This is a genomic window from Pseudomonas sp. BMW13 (assembly GCF_013357275.1).
In the GTDB taxonomy this organism is placed as follows: Bacteria; Pseudomonadota; Gammaproteobacteria; order Pseudomonadales; family Pseudomonadaceae; genus Aquipseudomonas; species Aquipseudomonas khazarica.
Genome location: NZ_SUKD01000005.1, coordinates 172434 through 190497 on the forward strand (window position 1 = coordinate 172434; position 18064 = coordinate 190497).

Sequence of the window (18064 nt, forward strand, 5' to 3'; positions counted from 1 at the left end):
CGAGTGGGTATTCATTGGTTGTAACACCCTTTTGCCGATAGTCAAGGCTATACGGCGGATGGCTGAGAACTCAGTCAAACTCCCTCTAGCATCCCAGTTCGCCCAGCCCTGAACCTCTGAATTCAGCATGCATGCAAGTAGCCAGATTCGACTAACATTCAATCAGGATCACCCGGCAGAGCATGAGGATGACTCCTCTGGTATCGCTGTTCAGGAATCCAAGCCAGCACTGCAGGCACCACCGATGTACAAGGTGGTCCTATTCAATGACGACTACACACCGATGGACTTCGTCGTCGAAATACTTGAAACCTTTTTCGGCATGAACCGGGAGCTGGCGACCAAGATCATGCTGACCGTCCATACAGAAGGGCGTGCGGTGTGTGGGGTTTACACGCGCGACATTGCGGAGACCAAGGCCATGCAGGTCAACCAATATGCGCGTGAGAGCCAGCATCCGCTACTCTGTGAAATAGAGAAGGACGGTTAACGCCGGCCACTTGGGTATGAGGTGAAGCTATGTTGAATCGAGAGCTCGAAGTCACCCTCAATCTGGCTTTCAAGGAGGCCCGTGCAAAACGTCATGAGTTCATGACGGTCGAGCACCTGCTGCTGGCCCTGCTGGATAACGAGGCCGCCGCCAGTGTTCTAAGGGCCTGTGGGGCCAACCTCGACAAGCTGCGCCATGACCTGCAGGAATTCATCGACTCCACCACTCCGTTGATTCCCCAGCACGACGAGGAGCGCGAGACTCAGCCGACCCTGGGTTTCCAGCGCGTGCTGCAGCGCGCGGTGTTCCACGTGCAGAGCTCCGGCAAGCGTGAAGTCACCGGCGCCAACGTGCTGGTGGCGATTTTCAGTGAGCAGGAAAGCCAGGCCGTGTTCCTGCTCAAGCAGCAGAGCGTGGCCCGTATCGACGTGGTCAACTACATTGCCCATGGCATTTCCAAGGTGCCGGGGCACGGTGATCACCACGAAAGCGATCAGGACATGCAGGATGAGGAGGGCGGTGACTCCGCCACCTCCGGCAATCCGCTCGATGCCTATGCCAGCAACCTCAACGAGCTTGCGCGCCAGGGGCGGATCGATCCGCTGGTGGGGCGCGAGCACGAGGTCGAGCGCGTGGCGCAGATCCTCGCGCGTCGGCGCAAGAACAACCCGCTGCTGGTCGGTGAGGCCGGTGTCGGCAAGACGGCCATCGCCGAGGGCCTGGCCAAGCGCATCGTCGACGAACAGGTGCCTGACCTGCTTGCCGACAGCGTGGTCTACTCGCTGGACCTGGGCGCCTTGCTCGCGGGCACCAAGTACCGTGGCGACTTCGAGAAGCGCTTCAAATCGCTGCTCAACGAGCTGCGCAAGCGTCCGCACGCCATCCTCTTCATCGATGAGATCCACACCATCATCGGTGCCGGGGCCGCATCCGGCGGGGTGATGGATGCTTCCAACCTGCTCAAGCCGCTGCTGTCCTCCGGCGAGATCCGCTGCATCGGTTCGACCACCTTCCAGGAATTTCGCGGCATCTTCGAGAAGGATCGCGCACTGGCGCGGCGTTTCCAGAAGGTCGACGTGGTCGAGCCCTCGGTGGATGACACCTACGGCATCCTCAAGGGGCTCAAGGCCCGCTTCGAGCAGCATCACCACATCGAATACAGCGATGAGGCGCTGCGTGCGGCGGCCGAGCTGGCGGCGCGCTACATCAACGACCGCCACATGCCGGACAAGGCCATCGACGTGATCGACGAGGCGGGCGCCTACCAGCGCCTGCAGCCGGAAGACAAGCGTCTGGCCCGCATCGACGTGGCGCAGGTCGAGGACATCGTCGCCAAGATCGCGCGGATTCCGCCAAAGCACGTGTCCAGCTCCGACAAGGAGCTGCTGCGCAACCTGGAGCGCGACCTCAAGCTCACCGTATTCGGTCAGGATGCCGCAATCGACTCGCTGGCCACCGCGATCAAGCTGTCGCGGGCCGGCCTCAAGGCACCGGACAAGCCGGTCGGCTCCTTCCTGTTCGCCGGCCCCACCGGGGTGGGCAAGACCGAGGCCGCGCGGCAGCTGGCCAAGGCCATGGGGATCGAGCTGGTGCGCTTCGACATGTCCGAGTACATGGAGCGGCATACCGTGTCGCGCCTGATTGGCGCGCCGCCCGGTTACGTCGGTTTCGATCAGGGTGGCCTGCTGACCGAGGCGATCACCAAGCAGCCGCATTGCGTGCTGCTGCTCGACGAGATCGAGAAGGCGCATCCGGAAGTCTTCAACCTGCTGCTGCAGGTGATGGACCACGGCACGCTGACCGACAACAACGGGCGCAAGGCGGATTTCCGCAACGTGATCCTGATCATGACCACCAATGCCGGTGCGGAAACCGCATCGCGTGCGTCGATCGGCTTCACGCAGCAGGATCACTCCACCGATGCCATGGAAGTCATCAAGAAGAGCTTCACGCCGGAGTTCCGCAACCGCCTGGATACCATCATCCAGTTCGGCCGCCTGAGCCACGAAGTGATCAAGAGCATCGTCGACAAGTTCCTCACCGAACTGCAGGCGCAGCTGGAGGACAAGCGGGTCACGCTCGAAGTCAGCGACGCGGCGCGCAGCTGGCTGGCCGAACGTGGCTACGACGTGATGATGGGGGCCAGGCCGATGGCGCGACTGATCCAGGACAAGATCAAGCGTCCGCTGGCGGAGGAAATCCTGTTTGGCGAGCTGGCCGAGCATGGCGGTGTGGTGCACATCGACATTCGCGATGGCGAGCCAAGCTTCGAGTTCGAGACGACGGCGGAAGTCGCCTGATCGGGATGCGGCGGTGCAGGCCAGGGAGGCCCGCACTGCACGCGCAAACGAAAACGCCCGGCAGTCGCCGGGCGTTTTCGTTTGGTGCTTGGCTTAGCGGGCGCGGTAGGTGATGCGGCCCTTGCTCAAGTCATAAGGTGTCAGCTCGACGCGCACCTTGTCACCAGTGAGAATGCGGATGTAGTTCTTGCGCATCTTGCCGGAGATGTGCGCGGTAACGACGTGCCCGTTTTCCAACTCCACGCGGAACATGGTGTTGGGCAGGGTGTCGACGACAGTGCCTTCCATTTCGAAGCTGTCTTCTTTCGACATGCAGTAAAGCCCTCGGTATCCAGGAAATGGCCCGGCGCGACTGGCCCCAGGCAAAAGCGGCGTGCATTGTGCCCGAAAACAGGGGGCTGCGCCAAGTGGCTTGGTGCTTTGCCCGGGGCTGAAGGGGTGGGAGGGGCGCTAGGTCAGCCGTGTCCAGCGCTGATTGACGAACAGCTCGATGGGCCGGTACTGGGTCTTGTAGTTCATCTTCCGGCAGTTCTTGATCCAGTAGCCCAGATAGACGGCTTCAAGGCCCAGACGTGCGGTCTCGCCGATCTGCCAGAGAATGGCGAAGCGCCCGAGGCTGCGGCGCTCCTCATCCGGATCATAGAAGGTGTAGACCGCCGACAGGCCGTTCGGCAGCACGTCGGTGACCGCGATGGCGACCAGCTTGCCGCGCAGGCGGAACTCATAGAAACGAGAAAATGGCAGGTCCCGGACGAGAAAGGTCGAGAACTGATCGCGACTGGGCGGGTACATGTCACCATCGGCATGGCGCTGCTCGATGTAGCGAACGTAGAGCGCGTAATACTCTTCGGTGAATGCCGGGCGCACCGAGCGCACGCTGACGTCCTCGTTGCGCTTGAGGATGCGCCGCTGCTGGCGGTTCGGCGTGAACAGCGCTGCCGGGATGCGTGCCGGGATGCAGGCGGTGCACTGCTGGCAGTGCGGGCGGTACAGGTGATCGCCGCTGCGGCGAAAGCCCATTTCCGAAAGTTCGGCGTAGACGAGCACGTCCATGGGCTGACTGGGGTCGAGAAACAGGGTCGTCGCCTGTTCTTCCGGCAGGTAGCTGCATGGATGTGGCTGAGTGGCATAGAACTTCAGGCGGGCCAGCTCGGTCATGGCGGTGTCTCGGGAAAACCTGACTAAGAGTGTATGTCAGGGTTGGCCAGTCGACTAGGCGAGCCAGTCCGCTGCACTGGGCAGGTCGAGGTGGCGCTGCAGGTACTCGGCGAACGTGGCGCGCGGTATGGCCCTGGCGCCGAAGTTGTGCAGGTGCTGCGTGGGCATCTGGCAATCGATGAGCGCGAAGCCCCATTCATGCAACTTGCCCACCAGGGTGGCGAAACCGACTTTCGAGGCGTTGTCGGCGCGACTGAACATGGATTCGCCAAAGAACAGTTGCCCCATGGCCAGGCCATAGAGGCCGCCGACCAGCTCGTCATCGAGCCAGACCTCGACCGAGTGGGCGATGCCGCGCTGATGCAGTTGCAGGTAGGCATCCTGCATGCCCTGGGTGATCCAGGTGCCGTCGGCGTAGCTGCGTGGCCCTGCGCAGGCGTTGATCACAGCCGCGAAATCCTGGTCGAAGCTGACGCGGTAGCGTTGCTGACGCAGCAACTTGGCCAGGCTACGCGAAACATGCAGCTCGTTGGGGAACAGCACGGTGCGCGGGTCCGGTGACCACCAGAGGATCGGCTGGCCGTCCTGGAACCAGGGAAAGCAGCCGTGGCGATAGGCGCTGATCAAACGGTCGGCGCTGAGGTCGCCGCCCGCAGCCAGCAGGCCGTTCGGTTCGCGCATGGCCTTGGCCAGTGGCGGGAACTGCAGGGAATCACGTTGCAGCCAGGTCAGCATGCGCGTCCGTCCGCGGGGCAGGGGAGGGCGAGCGGGGTGCTCGCCCTGGTGCCATCAGTTGCTGTCGAGGAACTTCTCGACATCCAGCGCGGCCATGCAGCCGGCGCCGGCCGACGTGATGGCCTGGCGGTAGACGTGGTCGGCCACGTCGCCGGCGGCGAACACGCCCTCGATGCTGGTGGCAGTGGCGTTGCCCTCGCTGCCGCCCTTGATCTTCAGGTAGCCGTCATGCATGTCCAGCTGGCCGACGAACAGCTCGGTGTTCGGCTTGTGGCCGATGGCGATGAACACGCCGGCCAGGGCCAGGTCCTGGGTGCTGCCGTCCTGGGTGCTTTTCAGGCGTACGCCGGTCACGCCGGTCTGGTCGCCCAGCACTTCGTCGAGGGTGTGGTTCCAGTGCAGGCGCATGTTGCCGTTCTCGACCTTGTCGAACAGCTTGTCCTGCAGGATCTTCTCCGAGCGCAGCTTGTCACGGCGGTGCACCAGGTGCACTTCCTTGGCGATGTTCGACAGGTACAGTGCCTCTTCCACAGCGGTGTTGCCGCCGCCGATCACTGCGACCACCTGGTTGCGGTAGAAGAAACCGTCGCAGGTCGCGCAGGCGGAAACGCCCTTGCCGGAGAATGCCTCTTCCGACGGCAGGCCGAGGTACTGGGCGCTGGCGCCGGTGGCGATGATCAGCGCGTCGCAACTATAGGTGCCGCTGTCGCCCTTGAGGACGAAGGGGCGGCTCTGCAACTCTGCGGTGTGGATATGGTCGTAGATGATCTCGGTGTCGAAGCGCTCGGCATGCTTCTGCATGCGCTCCATCAGGGCCGGGCCGGTAAGGCCTTCGACGTCACCCGGCCAGTTGTCCACTTCGGTGGTGGTGGTGAGCTGACCGCCAGGCTGGATGCCGGTAATGACCACGGGTTTGAGATTGGCGCGCGCGGCGTACACGGCGGCGCTATAACCGGCAGGGCCGGAACCCAGGATGATCACGCGTGAATGCTTGACTTCGCTCATAAAAAAACCCCATAAGCCTTTGTCACAAAAGAGAATGCGTGCTCCAATTGAGCCGCATGGAAGCTGCTGGCGGCTATGCTACACCGAAGCAGGGCAAGTGCGGGAGCTTGGCAATTGGCCTGAGCGCCAGGCAGGCCCTACAATAGGCCGCTTCCGCGATCAATCATCAGATGGACGCGCCCAGGGCGCAGGAAATGGCTGTTTTGAAGAATTCCACCACCCAGACTATCGATTGGCGTCAGAAGCTTCAGTATCGACTGAAGGAAGGCGCCTTGATCGCCCTGGGCGCTATGTGCCTGTACCTGCTGATGGCACTGTTGACCTACAACGCCGCCGATCCGGCCTGGGACAACAGCGTGCAGGTCGAGCGCATCATCAACGCAGGTGGCAGCATTGGTGCCTGGCTCTCCAGCGCGCTGTTCGGTGCGCTGGGCTATTTCGCCTACATCTTCCCGTTGCTGCTGGCGGCCAAGACCTGGCAGGTGTTCCGCACCCGTAACCAACCCTGGCACTGGAATGGCTGGCTGTTTTCCTGGCACAGCATCGGCCTGGTGTTCCTGATTCTCTCTGGCGCCGCACTCGGCGACATCCATTTCGCGGCGGATGCCGGCATGCAGGGCTCCGGTGGCGGCATGCTGGGCGCCAGCCTGGGCGATCTGGCCGTCCATGCGCTGAACGTGCAAGGCAGCACCCTGGTATTCCTGGCCCTGTTCCTCTTCGGCCTGACGGTGTTCACCGACCTGTCCTGGTTCCGCGTGATGGACCTGACCGGCAAGATCACCCTCGATCTGATCGAGCTGATCCATGGCGCCATCACGGGCTGGTGGAATGCCCGCAGCGAACGCAAGCAGATGGTCGCGCAACTGCGTGAACTGGACGACCGCGTCATCGAGGTGGCCGCGCCCGTGGTCGCTGACCGCCGCGAACAGGCCAAGGTCAAGGAGCGCCTGCTCGAACGCGAAGAGTCGCTGAGCAAGCACATGAGCGAGCGCGACAAGCGCCCGGCACCGGTGATCACGCCGCCTGCGCCGCCCAAGGCGGCGGAACCGAGCAAGCGCGTGCTCAAGGAGAAACAGGCGCCGCTGTTCGTCGATAGCGCCATCGAAGGTAGCCTGCCGCCGATTTCCATCCTCGATGTCGCCGAGAAGAAGCAGAAGCAGTATTCACCCGAGTCGCTCGAGGCCATGTCGCGCCTGCTGGAAATCAAGCTCAAGGAATTCGGCGTCGAGGTGGTGGTGGAGTCCGTGCATCCGGGCCCGGTGATCACCCGTTTCGAAATTCAGCCCGCTGCCGGCGTCAAGGTCAGCCGCATCTCCAATCTGGCCAAGGACCTGGCACGCTCGATGGCCATGGTCAGCGTACGCGTGGTCGAGGTGATTCCCGGCAAGACCACCGTGGGCATCGAGATACCCAATGAAGACCGGCAGATCGTGCGCTTCTCCGAAGTGCTGTCGTCGAGCGAGTACGACGATGCCAAGTCGCCGGTCACCCTGGCCCTCGGGCACGATATCGGCGGACGTCCGGTCATCGCCGACCTGGCCAAGATGCCGCACCTGCTGGTGGCCGGTACCACGGGTTCCGGTAAGTCGGTGGGGGTCAACGCGATGATCCTGTCGGTCCTGTTCAAGTCCACGCCGGAAGAGGCGCGGATGATCATGATCGACCCGAAGATGCTCGAGCTGTCGATCTACGAAGGCATTCCGCACCTGCTGTGCCCGGTCGTGACCGACATGAAGGAGGCCGCCAATGCGCTGCGCTGGTCGGTGGCCGAGATGGAACGCCGTTACAAGCTGATGGCGGCGATGGGCGTGCGCAACCTGGCGGGCTTCAACCGCAAGGTCAAGGACGGCATCGAGGCCGGCACGCCGCTGACCGATCCACTGTTCCGTCGCGAAAGCATGGAAGACGAGCCGCCGCTGCTCAAGCCGCTGCCCACCATCGTGGTGGTGGTCGACGAATTCGCCGACATGATGATGATCGTCGGCAAGAAGGTGGAAGAGCTGATCGCACGTATCGCCCAGAAGGCGCGGGCTGCGGGCATTCACCTGATCCTGGCGACCCAGCGCCCTTCGGTGGACGTGATCACCGGTCTGATCAAGGCCAACATTCCGACCCGCATGGCGTTCCAGGTGTCGAGCAAGATCGACTCGCGCACCATTCTCGACCAGGGTGGCGCCGAGCAGTTGCTGGGGCATGGTGACATGCTCTATCTGCCGCCCGGCACCGGCCTGCCGATCCGCGTGCATGGTGCCTTCGTCTCCGACGATGAAGTGCACCGTGTGGTCGAGGCCTGGAAGCAGCGCGGCTCGCCCGACTACATCGAGGACATCCTCGCGGGCGTCGAGGAGGGTGGTGGCAGCGGCTTCGAAGGCGGTGGTGGCGAAGGCGGCGAGGGCAGCGAGGAAGATCCGCTGTACGACGAAGCCGTCAACTTCGTGCTGGAAAGCCGTCGTGCTTCCATCTCTGCAGTGCAGCGCAAGCTGAAGATCGGCTACAACCGCGCCGCGCGGATGATCGAGGCGATGGAGATGGCCGGCGTGGTCAGTTCGATGAACACCAACGGCTCGCGCGAGGTCATCGCGCCCGGGCCGTCGCGCGACTGACTTCGGCATCTCACGGACAAACCGCCCGATTCGCGGTCTACAAGATTCCACGGTCGTTCATGCGGCCGAGCAATGCGAGGTGCGGAGTCATCTCGCCATCCTCACACGGACTAAAGGGGTTCCTATGCGTGTTATTCGCCTGCTGATGCTGGCTGTTCTGAGTTTTACCCTGCTGACTGCCCAGGCTGACGAAGAGGCGGCCACCCAGCGCCTGACCGAGCTGCTCAACCAGGCGCAGACCATCAGTGCGCGCTTTTCGCAACTGACGCTCGATGCCAGCGGCACCCAGTTGCAGGAAACCGCCGGGCAACTGGTGCTCAAGCGCCCGGGGCTGTTCCGCTGGCATACCGACCAGCCGATGGAGCAGCTGCTGGTGTCCAACGGCAAGAAGGTCTGGCTGTACGACCCGGACCTGGAGCAGGTGACCGTGCAGACCCTCGACCAGCGCCTGACCCACACCCCGGCGCTGCTGCTCTCCGGTGACGTGTCGCAGATTCGCGAGAACTTCGATATCGACTACAAGGAAGGCGGCAACGTGGTCGACTTCATCCTCAAGCCCAAGGCCAAGGACAGCCTGTTCGACAGCCTGCGCCTGTCGTTCCGCAACCGCGTGCTCAACGACATGCAGCTGATCGACAGCATTGGTCAGCGCACCAACATCCTGTTCCTCAATGTGAAGATGAACGAGCCGGTCGACGACGGCCTGTTCAGCTTCGACATCCCGCAAGGTGCGGACGTCATCCAGGAGTAAGTGGTGGACCTGTTCGCTCGCCAACCCGTCGCGCAGCCCCTGGCTGCGCGTTTGCGTGCTACCAGCCTGGATGAATACGTCGGCCAGGAGCATGTGCTGGGGCCTGGCAAGCCGCTGCGTGAAGCGCTGGAACAGGGTGCCTTGCATTCGATGATCTTCTGGGGGCCGCCAGGGGTAGGCAAGACCACCCTGGCGCGCCTGCTGGCCAAGGTCAGCGATGCGCATTTCGAGACCATCTCGGCGGTACTCTCCGGGGTTAAGGAGATTCGCCAGGCGGTCGAGGTGGCGCAGCAGCATGCCGCGCAATATGGCCGTCGCACCATCCTCTTCGTCGATGAGGTGCACCGTTTCAACAAGAGCCAGCAGGATGCCTTCCTGCCCTACGTCGAAGACGGCACGCTGATCTTCATCGGCGCCACCACCGAGAACCCTTCGTTCGAACTGAACAACGCGCTGCTGTCGCGCGCCCGCGTCTACGTGCTCAAGAGCCTCGACGAGGCAGCCATGCGCAAGCTGGTGACGCGTGCGCTGAGCGACCCGAAAGGCCTGGGCGAGCGTCACCTGAGCCTGCCCGAGGAAAGCTTCGCCATGCTCATGGCCGCCGCCGATGGCGATGGTCGGCGCCTGCTCAACTTCCTCGAGAACGCCGCCGACCTGGCCGAGGATGGTGGCGAGATCGCCGTGGCCTCGCTGCACAACCTGCTGGGCGATACCCGCCGGCGTTTCGACAAGGGCGGCGAAGCCTTCTACGACCAGATCAGCGCGCTGCACAAGTCCGTCCGCGGCTCCAGCCCCGATGGCGCGCTGTATTGGTTGGCGCGCATGCTCGACGGCGGCTGCGACCCGGCCTACATCTGCCGGCGCATTGTCGCCATGGCCAGCGAAGACATCGGTAATGCCGACCCGCGTGCGTTGCCGTTGTGTCTGGCCGCCTGGGATGCGGTCAAGCGCCTGGGCAGTCCCGAGGGCGACCTGGCGCTGGCGCAGGCGGTGACTTACCTCGCCTGCGCAGCCAAGAGCAACGCGGTGTATCTGGGGATCAAGGCAGCCAAGCAGGATGTCGCCGAGTTCGGCTCGCTGGAGGTGCCACTGCACCTGCGCAATGCGCCGACCAAGCTGATGCAGCAGCTCGGTTATGGCGAGGAATACCGCTACGCCCACGATGAGCCCAATGCCTACGCCGCTGGCGAAGTGTATTTCCCGGATGAAATGGAGCCGCGCGAGTATTACCAGCCGGTGCCGCGAGGTCTGGAGTCGAAGATTCGCGAGAAGCTCAAGCACCTGCGTAGCCTGGATTCCAGCAGCACCCGACAAAGGAGAAAGAGATGATTCGTGTGGCGCTTGCCGTGGCGGCAGGGGGGGCTGTCGGTTCGCTGATGCGCTTTCTGGTGGCCAGTTGGGTCGCCGGCAACTGGCCGCGGCACTTCTACCTGGCCACGCTCACCGTCAACGTGCTGGGTTGCCTGTTGATCGGTCTGCTGTCCGGCCTGTTCCTCACTCGTACCGACCTGCCACTGGAGCTGCGCACCGGGCTGATCACCGGCGTGCTGGGTGGCTTCACCACGTTTTCGTCCTTCAGCCTGGAGATCATGAAGCTGATGGAGGGTGGGCGCGCGCCCGAAGCCTTCGGCTATCTGGCCTTCAGCATCCTTGGCGGTCTGCTGGCAGCCTGGGCCGGCCTGAGCCTGGCCCGATTGGCATCCTGACCCGTTAAGGCTTTACACTCCACCACCCGCGCCAGCTTGCTGGTCATTAACCATTTCGCCGATGTATTGAGACCCGAACATGCTCGACTCCAAACTCGTCCGCACGCAACTCACCGAAATCGCCGAGCGCCTCGCCACCCGTGGCTTCTCGCTCGACGTCGCCCGCTTCGAGGCCCTGGAGAGTCAGCGCAAGTCGGTGCAGGTGCGCACCGAACAATTGCAGGCCGAGCGTAACAGTCGTTCCAAGTCCATTGGCCAGGCCAAGGCGCGCGGTGAAGACATCGCGCCGCTGCTGGCGGAAGTGGACCAGATGGGCAGCGACCTGGAAGCCGGCAAGCGCGAGCTGGACGCGATCCAGAGCGAGCTGGACAACCTGCTGCTGAACATCCCCAACCTGCCGCACGAATCCGTGCCGGTCGGCGCCGACGAGGACGAGAACGTCGAGGTCGCGCGCTGGGGTACGCCGCGCAGCTTCGACTTCGAGATCAAGGATCACGTCGCCCTGGGCGAGCAGCACGGCTGGCTGGACTTCGAGACCGCCGCCAAGCTCTCCGGTGCCCGTTTCGCCCTGCTGCGCGGCCCCATCGCGCGCCTGCACCGTGCCCTGGCGCAGTTCATGATCAACCTGCACACCGGCGAGCACGGCTACGAAGAGGCCTACACCCCGTACCTGGTGCAGGCGCCGGCGCTGCAGGGCACCGGTCAGCTGCCGAAGTTCGAGGAAGACCTGTTCAAGATCACCCGTGAAGACCAGGCCGATCTGTACCTGATCCCGACCGCCGAAGTGTCGCTGACCAACATCGTCGCCGGCGAAATCCTCGACGCCAAGCAGTTGCCGCTGAAGTTCGTCGCCCACACGCCGTGCTTCCGCAGCGAGGCAGGGGCCTCCGGCCGCGATACGCGCGGCATGATTCGCCAGCACCAGTTCGACAAGGTCGAGATGGTGCAGGTCGTGGAGCCGTCGACCTCCTTCGAGGCGCTGGAGGGCATGACGGCCAATGCCGAGCGCGTGCTGCAGCTGCTCGAGCTGCCGTATCGCAAGCTGGCACTGTGCACCGGCGACATGGGCTTCTCTGCGGTCAAGACTTACGACCTGGAGGTCTGGGTACCGAGCCAGGACAAGTACCGCGAGATTTCCTCCTGCTCCAACTGTGGCGACTTCCAGGCGCGCCGCATGCAGGCGCGTTACCGCAACCCGGAAACCGGCAAGCCGGAGCTGCTGCACACGCTCAATGGTTCCGGCCTGGCCGTGGGCCGCACCTTGGTCGCGGTGCTGGAGAACTACCAGCAGGCCGACGGCAGCATTCGCGTGCCCGAGGTACTCAAGCCCTACATGGGTGGTATCGAAGTGATCGGCTGAGCCGGTCATCGCGATGCATGGAACGGGGCGGCACGGCTGCCCCGTTTTCAATGGCGGCAGGGTGTGCACGACGCATTCTGCGAACCGACCTCCGCTGAGGCTGACCTGATGCAATTTCTTCCGCTGTTCCACAAGCTGCAGGATCGCCCGGTACTGGTGATCGGCGGTGGTGAGGTCGCGCTGCGCAAGGCGCGCCTGCTCAGTGATGCCGGTGCGCGCTTGCGCGTCGTTGCGCCCGAGGTGCGTAGCGAGCTGCAGGAGCTGGCTGGCTCGGCCGGCATCTTCCTGCGTGGCTATGCGAGCAGCGACCTGCAGGGCGTGGCCCTGGTCATCGCGGCGACCGACGACGAAACGCTCAACGCGCAGGTGTCCGCCGAGGCCCAGGCGCTCGGTATTCCGGTCAACGTCGTCGATGCGCCGTCGTTGTGCAGTGTGATCTTCCCGGCGATCGTCGATCGTTCGCCGCTGATCGTTGCCGTCAGCAGTGGTGGTGATGCGCCGGTACTGGCGCGACTGATCCGAGCCAAGATCGAGACCTGGATTCCTGCCAGCTACGGGCAGCTGGCCAACCTGGGCAAGCGTTTTCGCGAGCGGGTCAAACAGATGTTCCCCGATGTGCAGCAGCGCCGGGTGTTCTGGGAGGATGTCTTCCAGGGACCGATTGCCGAGAGCGTCTTCGCTGGCAAACCGGAGGCGGGCGAGCGTCTTCTGCAGGAGCGCCTGGCCGGCGCCGCGCCGCGAGCGCTGGGCGAGGTCTATCTGGTCGGTGCCGGCCCCGGTGATCCGGATCTGCTGACTTTCCGGGCGCTGCGCCTGATGCAGCAGGCCGATGTGGTGCTCTACGACCGCCTGGTGGCGCCAGCCATCATCGAGTTGTGCCGCCGCGATGCCGAGCGTATCTACGTGGGCAAGCGCCGCGCCGATCATGCGGTGCCGCAGGAGCAGATCAACCAGCTGCTGATCGACCTGGCCAGGCAGGGCAAGCGCGTGTTGCGCCTGAAAGGGGGCGACCCGTTCATCTTCGGCCGTGGCGGCGAGGAAATCGAGCAACTGGCCGCGGAGGACATTCCCTTCCAGGTGGTGCCAGGCATCACCGCCGCGTCGGGTTGCGCCGCCTATGCGGGCATTCCGTTGACCCACCGCGATCATGCGCAGTCGGTCCGCTTCGTCACGGGGCACCTCAAGGATGGCAGCAGTAATCTGCCATGGAAGGATCTGGTGGCTCCGGGGCAGACGCTGGTGTTCTACATGGGCCTGGTGGGGTTGCCCGCCATCTGCGAGCAACTGATCGCCCACGGTCGTTCGGGCGCAACGCCGGCGGCTCTGGTGCAGCAGGGCACCACGCAGAATCAGCGGGTGTTCACCGGCACCCTGGACAGCTTGCCGCAACTGGTGGCCGAGCATGAAGTGCATGCACCGACCCTGGTCATCGTCGGTGAGGTGGTCACCTTGCGTGACAAGCTGGCCTGGTTCGAGGGTGCGCAGGGCCACGTCTGATACGTAGGGTGATCGCGCTTCATCGATCCACCGTGGCTGGGTATCGATGGATGAAGAAGGCCTCATCCACCCTGCGGCCTAGCGCTCGGTTTTTTGCCACACGCCCTTGCCCGGCAGGCGCTGGCGATCGTGCGTGCGCATGAAGTCCTGCTGCGGCCCCTTGGGCACCACACCCGTCGGGTTGATGGTGGCGTGGCTGGCGTAGTAGTGCGACTTGATATGGGTGAAGTCCACCGTCTCGCTGACGCCGGGCCACTGGTAGAGCTCGCGCAGCCAGTTGGACAGGTTCGGGTAGTCTTCGATGCGCTTCAGGTTGCACTTGAAGTGGCCGTGGTAGACGGCGTCGAAGCGGATCAGCGTGGTGAACAGGCGGATGTCGGCTTCGGTCAGGTAATGCCCGGCCAGATAGCGTTGCCCGTCTAGCAGCGTTTCGAGCTCATCGAGCATGTCGAACAGCTCGTCGAAGGCCTCTTCGTAGGCCTCCTGGGTAGTGGCGAAGCCTGCGCGATAGACGCCGTTGTTCACCGCCGGATAGATGCGCTCGTTGAGCTGATCGATGCGCTCGCGCAATGGCTCGGGGTAGAAATCCAGGTCGTTGCCGCTCAGGCCGTCGAATGCGTCGTTGAACATGCGGATGATTTCCGACGACTCGTTGCTGACGATACCGCCGGTTTGCTTGTCCCACAGCACTGGCACGGTGACGCGCCCACTGTAATGACGGTCGTCCGCCGTGTAGCGCTGATGCATGTAGGTGAGGTTGTCGAGGTGATCGCCGCTGGAGCCGAAGTCGCGATCGAAGGTCCAGCCCTGTTCGCGCATCAGCCAGCTGACTACCGACACATCGATCAGCGATTCGAGCCCTTTGAGCTTGCGCAGGATCAGGGTGCGATGCGCCCAGGGGCAGGCCAGCGAAACGTACAGGTGGTAGCGGCCGGCCTCGGCCTTGAAACCGGCATCGCCACTTGGCCCCGCGCCGCCGTCGGCGGTCACCCAGTTGCGCCGCTGCGCGCTTTCGCGCTGGAAACGTCCGCCGCTGCCGGTGTCATACCACTGGTCGTGCCAGTGCCCATCGATCAACAAGCCCATGACGCCTGCCTCCGTTTTGAATGAAACTGGAGTCTATCGTCACCGGCTCGATTGAAGTGTTGAAAAAGCTGGCTCAATCCATCGAAGAGATTGATTGAAGACGGGCGTCCCAGCGCATCTTCGCCTGGGCGAAGGCGTCCTCACGCGCCAGACCAAGGCCGCGCAGTGCCGTGGCCATGGTGGCGATGACCGCCAGATAGCCATAGGCATCCTCCTGCTCGCCGTGCCAGAAGGCCTGCAGCCGTGCCGGGTCGAGGCTCTCCGGCTTGACGTGGCGCTGCGCCGAGAGCGCTGGCCATTCCTCATCCCAGTCCTCGCCATTGGCGGTGCCATAGAGGTGGCAGGCCGAATCCGGGTTGGCCTCGATCTCGCCCCCTTCGCCCTTGATCACGATGGCGCAATCCTCCAGCAGGCGACTGGCTTCGCGATGCACGGCCTGGTAGCCGGGATGGAAGATGCTTTGCAGGCCGCAGCGTGCGCCGAGCGGGTTGATCACGCGGGCCAGGGAGTGGATCGGCGAGCGCAGGCCCAGCGTGTTGCGCAGGTCGATCATGCGCTGCAGCGCCGGCATCCAGTCGCCCAGGTAGCCGTAGGCCAGGTGTTGCTGGTCCAGCGCGTGCTGCACCGACGGCCAGTCATGGCAGCGGGGTATCTCCAAATGGGCCAGGAGTTGCTCGGTATACAGGCGTCCGGCGGTGTGGGCGCCGCCGCCGTGCATGAAGATGCGCACGCCGCTGTTCGCCAGGGCTTTGGCTGCCAGCAGGTACCACGGCAGGTGGCGTTTCTTGCCGGCGTAGCTGGGCCAGTCCAGATCGACCTGGATAGCCGGGGCAGCCAGTCGCGGACGAATCGCCTCGGTGAAGCCGGCGAGTTCCTCGGCGCTTTCTTCCTTGTGCCGCAACAGCATCAGGAAGGCGCCAAGCTGGGTGTCCTCGACCTTGTCATCGAGCAGCAGGCCCATGGCCTCGCGTGCTTCTTCGCGGGTCAGGCCGCGAGCGCCACGCTTGCCCTTGCCGAGGATGCGCACGAACTGGGCGAAAGGGTGTTCGGCGGGAGTGATCAGGTTCATAGGCAATTGGTCGGTTTGGGCAGGCCGGCCAGCTTGGCCGCCAGCTTGGCAGGCGTGCCCTTGAACAGGCGATTGAGGTGCAGGCTGTTGCCTTTCTCCGGGCCCAGCTTGAGGGCCACGTACTTGATCAGCGGGCGATTGGCCGGCGACAGCTGGAATTCGTTGTAGAAGGCGCGCAGCAGCTGGAGGATTTCCCAGTGCTCGGCACTCAGTTGCAGCTCCTCGGCCTCCGCCAGGGCCTCGGCCACCGGGCCCGACCAATCCTGCAGGTCGACCAGGTAGCCGTCCTTGTCCAGGGCGATATGCTGTCCAGCGACGTTCAGCGTGTTCATAGCCAGCTGTTGACCTTGGCGTAGCGGGTGCAGAGTTCGACGAAGCCCGGATAGTCCACGGCCTGTACGCGTTCGGGGGCTTGCAGGTGGCGCGCGGCGAGGTCTTCGTCCAGGGCGTAGAGCGCGACGCTGGTGGGTATCAACTGCAGCGCCTGCAGGTTGGCGGTTGCAGGCTGCAAGGCGTAGACCGCGTCGCCACAGAGCAGCAGGGCGTCCTGGGCGCCGAGCAGGCGCAGGCAACTGGCCAGGCGGCTGTCGGCGAATGGCGAATGAGAAAGAATGTGCAGGGTGGCCATCAGACTGTGATCACCTGGTCGTAACGGTCGAGGAGGGCGGTCAGCGCGCTGTCGTCGAGACGCTGCACCGCCAGATTCAGTTCGTTGCCGGCGAGGCCGCGTTCGGCGAGGCTGCGCTCGCTGGCGTACAGATCCTCTACGCCGAACATCGGCAGCGCCTGCAGGTTGGCGCCGAGGTCTTTCTGTTGCAGCGCGCCTGGTTGCTGGCCCTGGTTCAGCTGAAACACGCCATCGTCGAGAAACAGCATGCCAATCGGCAGGTCGAATGCGCCACCGGCCAGGGCGATGTCCAGCGCCTCACGGGCACCTGGGCCGCTCCAGGGCGCCTGGCGGCTGATGATCAGCAGCGACTTGCTCATTCACTGGCCTCCGAAGCAGATCAGTCGATCGGCCTGTTGTGCGGCTTCATGCAGCTGGCCGAGGCCGGACAGCTCCCACGGCGCCTCCAGGTTGGCCGCAGGGCGCGAATAGCGCTGCGCCTCCTCGTCGTTGAGCACACCACGGCGCAGTGCTGCGGCGATGCACACCACAGCGTCCAGGCCGTTGCCGGTGACGAACTCACGCCATTCCCCGGGCAGGTCCAGCTCATCCTGCGGGGTGACGACATTGCTGGCGGCGCTGTGTACGCCGTCCTGATAGAAAAACAGGCGGACGATTTCATGGCCGCCAGCCAGCGCTGCCTGGGCAAAGCGCAGCGCACGCCGCGAGGCAGGCAGGTGAGGGGCGGCGAACAGGGCGATGGCAAACTTCATGGGGCGTCCGGCGAAGCGAAAAACAGTCACAATGATAAGGCCAGGGGCCTACGGCGCACAAAGTCGAGTGGATAAAAAAGAAAAGCCCGCCGAAGCGGGCTCGAAGGGGGACGAAAGCCTATCAGTCGTCGCCGCCCATGATGCCGAAGATCTGCAGCAGGCTGACGAACAGGTTGTAGATCGATACGTACAGGCTGATGGTGGCCATGATGTAGTTACGCTCGCCACCGTGGATGATGGCGCTGGTCTGGTACAGGATGCAGGCCGAAGAGAACAGCACGAAACCGGCGCTGATCGCCAGCTGCAGGCCGCTGATCTGGAAGAAGAAGCCGGCCACCATGGCGCCGAGCAGGACGAACACGCCAGCGGTGATGAAGCCGCTGAGGAAGCTCATGTCCTTGCGGGTGGTCAGTACGTAGGCGGACAGGCCGCAGAACACCAGGGCGGTCATGGAGAATGCCGAGCTGATCAGTTCCGCGCCGTTGGCCATGCCCAGGTAGCGGTTGAGAATCGGGCCGAGGGTGTAGCCCATGAAACCGGTCAGGGCGAGGGTGGAAACCAGGCCCCAGGCGGAATCACGCAGCTTGTAGGTGAGGAAGGACAGGCCGTAGAAGCCGATCAGCACCACGAAGAAGTTCGGGTAGGGCAGGTTGGCGCGCTGGCTGAAGAATGCCACCAGGCCGCTGAACGCCAGGGTGATGGCCAGCAGGCCATAGGTGTTGCGCAACACCTTGCTGACTTCCTGTTGCTCAGCCTGCGAATGATTGATGACGTAGTCTTGCTCTTGCATGGCGACGCTCCTGTGGCACAAGGATTCCGTTACTCGAATGCCCGGATCATAGCAGAGCCGATCCCTGTGCCAAGACAGAGAGTTTGACAGTGTGTTGCGTTCCGGTAAGATTGCCGCCCGCACTGAGGCGGAGC

Annotated in this window: 19 protein-coding genes; 8 read left to right on the forward strand and 11 right to left on the reverse strand. The window is 63.7% G+C overall.

Translation table 11 applies throughout. The features are described 5' to 3' along the window. Positions 1 to 127 precede the first annotated feature (127 nt). Positions 128 to 490, forward strand: a complete 363-nt coding sequence (gene clpS, locus E4487_RS05875) for an ATP-dependent Clp protease adapter ClpS (RefSeq protein ID WP_037055907.1) — start codon at positions 128 to 130, stop codon at positions 488 to 490. A gap of 29 nt (positions 491 to 519) precedes the next feature. Beyond that, positions 520 to 2790, forward strand: a complete 2271-nt coding sequence (gene clpA, locus E4487_RS05880) for an ATP-dependent Clp protease ATP-binding subunit ClpA (protein ID WP_037055908.1) — start codon at positions 520 to 522, stop codon at positions 2788 to 2790. A 93-nt stretch (positions 2791 to 2883) separates the two neighbouring features. Here the strand turns inward: clpA and infA are convergent, their stop codons facing one another. From infA to trxB, 4 genes are all read right to left on the reverse strand, one after another. Further along, positions 2884 to 3102: a translation initiation factor IF-1 gene (infA, locus tag E4487_RS05885; RefSeq protein ID WP_002553999.1), complete on the reverse strand. Its 219-nt coding sequence runs from the start codon at positions 3100 to 3102 to the stop codon at positions 2884 to 2886. Between the two features lie 138 nt (positions 3103 to 3240). After that, a complete protein-coding gene (locus E4487_RS05890; RefSeq protein WP_037055910.1) occupies positions 3241 to 3948 on the reverse strand; it encodes an arginyltransferase in 708 nt (235 codons plus the stop codon). 54 nt (positions 3949 to 4002) lie between these two features. Then, a complete protein-coding gene (gene aat / locus E4487_RS05895; RefSeq protein WP_150609545.1) occupies positions 4003 to 4683 on the reverse strand; it encodes a leucyl/phenylalanyl-tRNA--protein transferase in 681 nt (226 codons plus the stop codon). A gap of 54 nt (positions 4684 to 4737) precedes the next feature. Next, positions 4738 to 5688: a thioredoxin-disulfide reductase gene (trxB, locus tag E4487_RS05900; protein WP_037055914.1), complete on the reverse strand. Its 951-nt coding sequence runs from the start codon at positions 5686 to 5688 to the stop codon at positions 4738 to 4740. Positions 5689 to 5882: 194 nt separating this feature from the next. On the opposite strand from trxB, the gene ftsK reads away from it, so the two are divergent. The 6 genes from ftsK to cysG all read left to right on the forward strand — a co-directional run bounded on the left by ftsK (position 5883) and on the right by cysG (position 13605). Next, on the forward strand, positions 5883 to 8291 hold the full coding sequence (gene ftsK / locus E4487_RS05905) for a DNA translocase FtsK (RefSeq protein WP_371923254.1): 2409 nt from the start codon (positions 5883 to 5885) through the stop codon (positions 8289 to 8291). 124 nt (positions 8292 to 8415) lie between these two features. Further along, positions 8416 to 9042 carry an outer membrane lipoprotein chaperone LolA gene (gene lolA, locus E4487_RS05910; protein WP_037055916.1) on the forward strand — a complete coding sequence of 209 codons (627 nt, stop codon included), beginning with the start codon at positions 8416 to 8418 and terminating at the stop codon, positions 9040 to 9042. A gap of 3 nt (positions 9043 to 9045) precedes the next feature. Beyond that, entirely contained in the window at positions 9046 to 10371 is a 1326-nt protein-coding gene (locus E4487_RS05915; protein WP_037055919.1) for a replication-associated recombination protein A, read from the forward strand. Further along, on the forward strand, positions 10368 to 10748 hold the full coding sequence (gene crcB / locus E4487_RS05920; protein ID WP_037055922.1) for a fluoride efflux transporter CrcB: 381 nt from the start codon (positions 10368 to 10370) through the stop codon (positions 10746 to 10748). Before E4487_RS05915 ends, crcB begins: the two co-directional genes overlap by 4 nt. A 79-nt stretch (positions 10749 to 10827) precedes the next feature. Beyond that, positions 10828 to 12108, forward strand: coding sequence for a serine--tRNA ligase (gene serS / locus E4487_RS05925; protein WP_037055925.1), 1281 nt, complete (start codon positions 10828 to 10830; stop codon positions 12106 to 12108). A gap of 108 nt (positions 12109 to 12216) precedes the next feature. Further along, a complete protein-coding gene (gene cysG / locus E4487_RS05930) occupies positions 12217 to 13605 on the forward strand; it encodes a siroheme synthase CysG (RefSeq protein WP_037055933.1) in 1389 nt (462 codons plus the stop codon). 78 nt (positions 13606 to 13683) lie between these two features. On the opposite strand, the gene E4487_RS05935 is transcribed toward cysG, so the two are convergent. From E4487_RS05935 to E4487_RS05965, 7 genes are all read right to left on the reverse strand, one after another. Further along, positions 13684 to 14691, reverse strand: a complete 1008-nt coding sequence (locus tag E4487_RS05935; RefSeq protein ID WP_175252900.1) for a glutathione S-transferase family protein — start codon at positions 14689 to 14691, stop codon at positions 13684 to 13686. A gap of 73 nt (positions 14692 to 14764) precedes the next feature. Next, positions 14765 to 15760, reverse strand: a complete 996-nt coding sequence (locus E4487_RS05940) for a glycosyl transferase family protein (RefSeq protein ID WP_175252901.1) — start codon at positions 15758 to 15760, stop codon at positions 14765 to 14767. Beyond that, the gene (locus E4487_RS05945) at positions 15757 to 16092 is read right to left on the reverse strand and encodes a TusE/DsrC/DsvC family sulfur relay protein (RefSeq protein ID WP_134675867.1); all 336 of its coding nucleotides are present in this window, start codon (positions 16090 to 16092) and stop codon (positions 15757 to 15759) included. The genes E4487_RS05940 and E4487_RS05945 overlap by 4 nt, the downstream gene beginning before the upstream one ends. Then, on the reverse strand, positions 16089 to 16388 hold the full coding sequence (gene tusB / locus E4487_RS05950; protein WP_175252902.1) for a sulfurtransferase complex subunit TusB: 300 nt from the start codon (positions 16386 to 16388) through the stop codon (positions 16089 to 16091). Before tusB ends, E4487_RS05945 begins: the two co-directional genes overlap by 4 nt. Further along, positions 16388 to 16747 carry a sulfurtransferase complex subunit TusC gene (gene tusC / locus E4487_RS05955; protein ID WP_175252903.1) on the reverse strand — a complete coding sequence of 120 codons (360 nt, stop codon included), beginning with the start codon at positions 16745 to 16747 and terminating at the stop codon, positions 16388 to 16390. Before tusC ends, tusB begins: the two co-directional genes overlap by 1 nt. Beyond that, positions 16748 to 17140 (reverse strand): sulfurtransferase complex subunit TusD, encoded by a 393-nt coding sequence (gene tusD / locus E4487_RS05960; RefSeq protein WP_047589210.1) that lies wholly within the window; start codon positions 17138 to 17140, stop codon positions 16748 to 16750. A gap of 121 nt (positions 17141 to 17261) precedes the next feature. Beyond that, entirely contained in the window at positions 17262 to 17930 is a 669-nt protein-coding gene (locus E4487_RS05965) for a Bax inhibitor-1/YccA family protein (protein ID WP_175252904.1), read from the reverse strand. Between the last annotated feature and the right edge of the window lie 134 nt (positions 17931 to 18064).

Excerpts from the sequence above, each read along its gene's own strand:
- tusD (WP_047589210.1), bottom strand. The coding sequence starts at position 17,140 with ATGAAGTTTGCCATCGCCCTGTTCGCCGCCCCTCACCTGCCTGCCTCG.
- E4487_RS05935 (WP_175252900.1), bottom strand. The coding sequence starts at position 14,691 with ATGGGCTTGTTGATCGATGGGCACTGGCACGACCAGTGGTATGACACC.
- E4487_RS05945 (WP_134675867.1), bottom strand. The coding sequence starts at position 16,092 with ATGAACACGCTGAACGTCGCTGGACAGCATATCGCCCTGGACAAGGAC.
- tusC (WP_175252903.1), bottom strand. The coding sequence starts at position 16,747 with ATGAGCAAGTCGCTGCTGATCATCAGCCGCCAGGCGCCCTGGAGCGGC.
- tusB (WP_175252902.1), bottom strand. The coding sequence starts at position 16,388 with ATGGCCACCCTGCACATTCTTTCTCATTCGCCATTCGCCGACAGCCGC.
- crcB (WP_037055922.1), top strand. The coding sequence starts at position 10,368 with ATGATTCGTGTGGCGCTTGCCGTGGCGGCAGGGGGGGCTGTCGGTTCG.
- aat (WP_150609545.1), bottom strand. The coding sequence starts at position 4,683 with ATGCTGACCTGGCTGCAACGTGATTCCCTGCAGTTCCCGCCACTGGCC.
- clpA (WP_037055908.1), top strand. The coding sequence starts at position 520 with ATGTTGAATCGAGAGCTCGAAGTCACCCTCAATCTGGCTTTCAAGGAG.
- ftsK (WP_371923254.1), top strand. The coding sequence starts at position 5,883 with ATGGCTGTTTTGAAGAATTCCACCACCCAGACTATCGATTGGCGTCAG.
- cysG (WP_037055933.1), top strand. The coding sequence starts at position 12,217 with ATGCAATTTCTTCCGCTGTTCCACAAGCTGCAGGATCGCCCGGTACTG.
- E4487_RS05965 (WP_175252904.1), bottom strand. The coding sequence starts at position 17,930 with ATGCAAGAGCAAGACTACGTCATCAATCATTCGCAGGCTGAGCAACAG.
- trxB (WP_037055914.1), bottom strand. The coding sequence starts at position 5,688 with ATGAGCGAAGTCAAGCATTCACGCGTGATCATCCTGGGTTCCGGCCCT.
- clpS (WP_037055907.1), top strand. The coding sequence starts at position 128 with ATGCATGCAAGTAGCCAGATTCGACTAACATTCAATCAGGATCACCCG.
- E4487_RS05890 (WP_037055910.1), bottom strand. The coding sequence starts at position 3,948 with ATGACCGAGCTGGCCCGCCTGAAGTTCTATGCCACTCAGCCACATCCA.
- lolA (WP_037055916.1), top strand. The coding sequence starts at position 8,416 with ATGCGTGTTATTCGCCTGCTGATGCTGGCTGTTCTGAGTTTTACCCTG.
- serS (WP_037055925.1), top strand. The coding sequence starts at position 10,828 with ATGCTCGACTCCAAACTCGTCCGCACGCAACTCACCGAAATCGCCGAG.
- infA (WP_002553999.1), bottom strand. The coding sequence starts at position 3,102 with ATGTCGAAAGAAGACAGCTTCGAAATGGAAGGCACTGTCGTCGACACC.
- E4487_RS05940 (WP_175252901.1), bottom strand. The coding sequence starts at position 15,760 with ATGAACCTGATCACTCCCGCCGAACACCCTTTCGCCCAGTTCGTGCGC.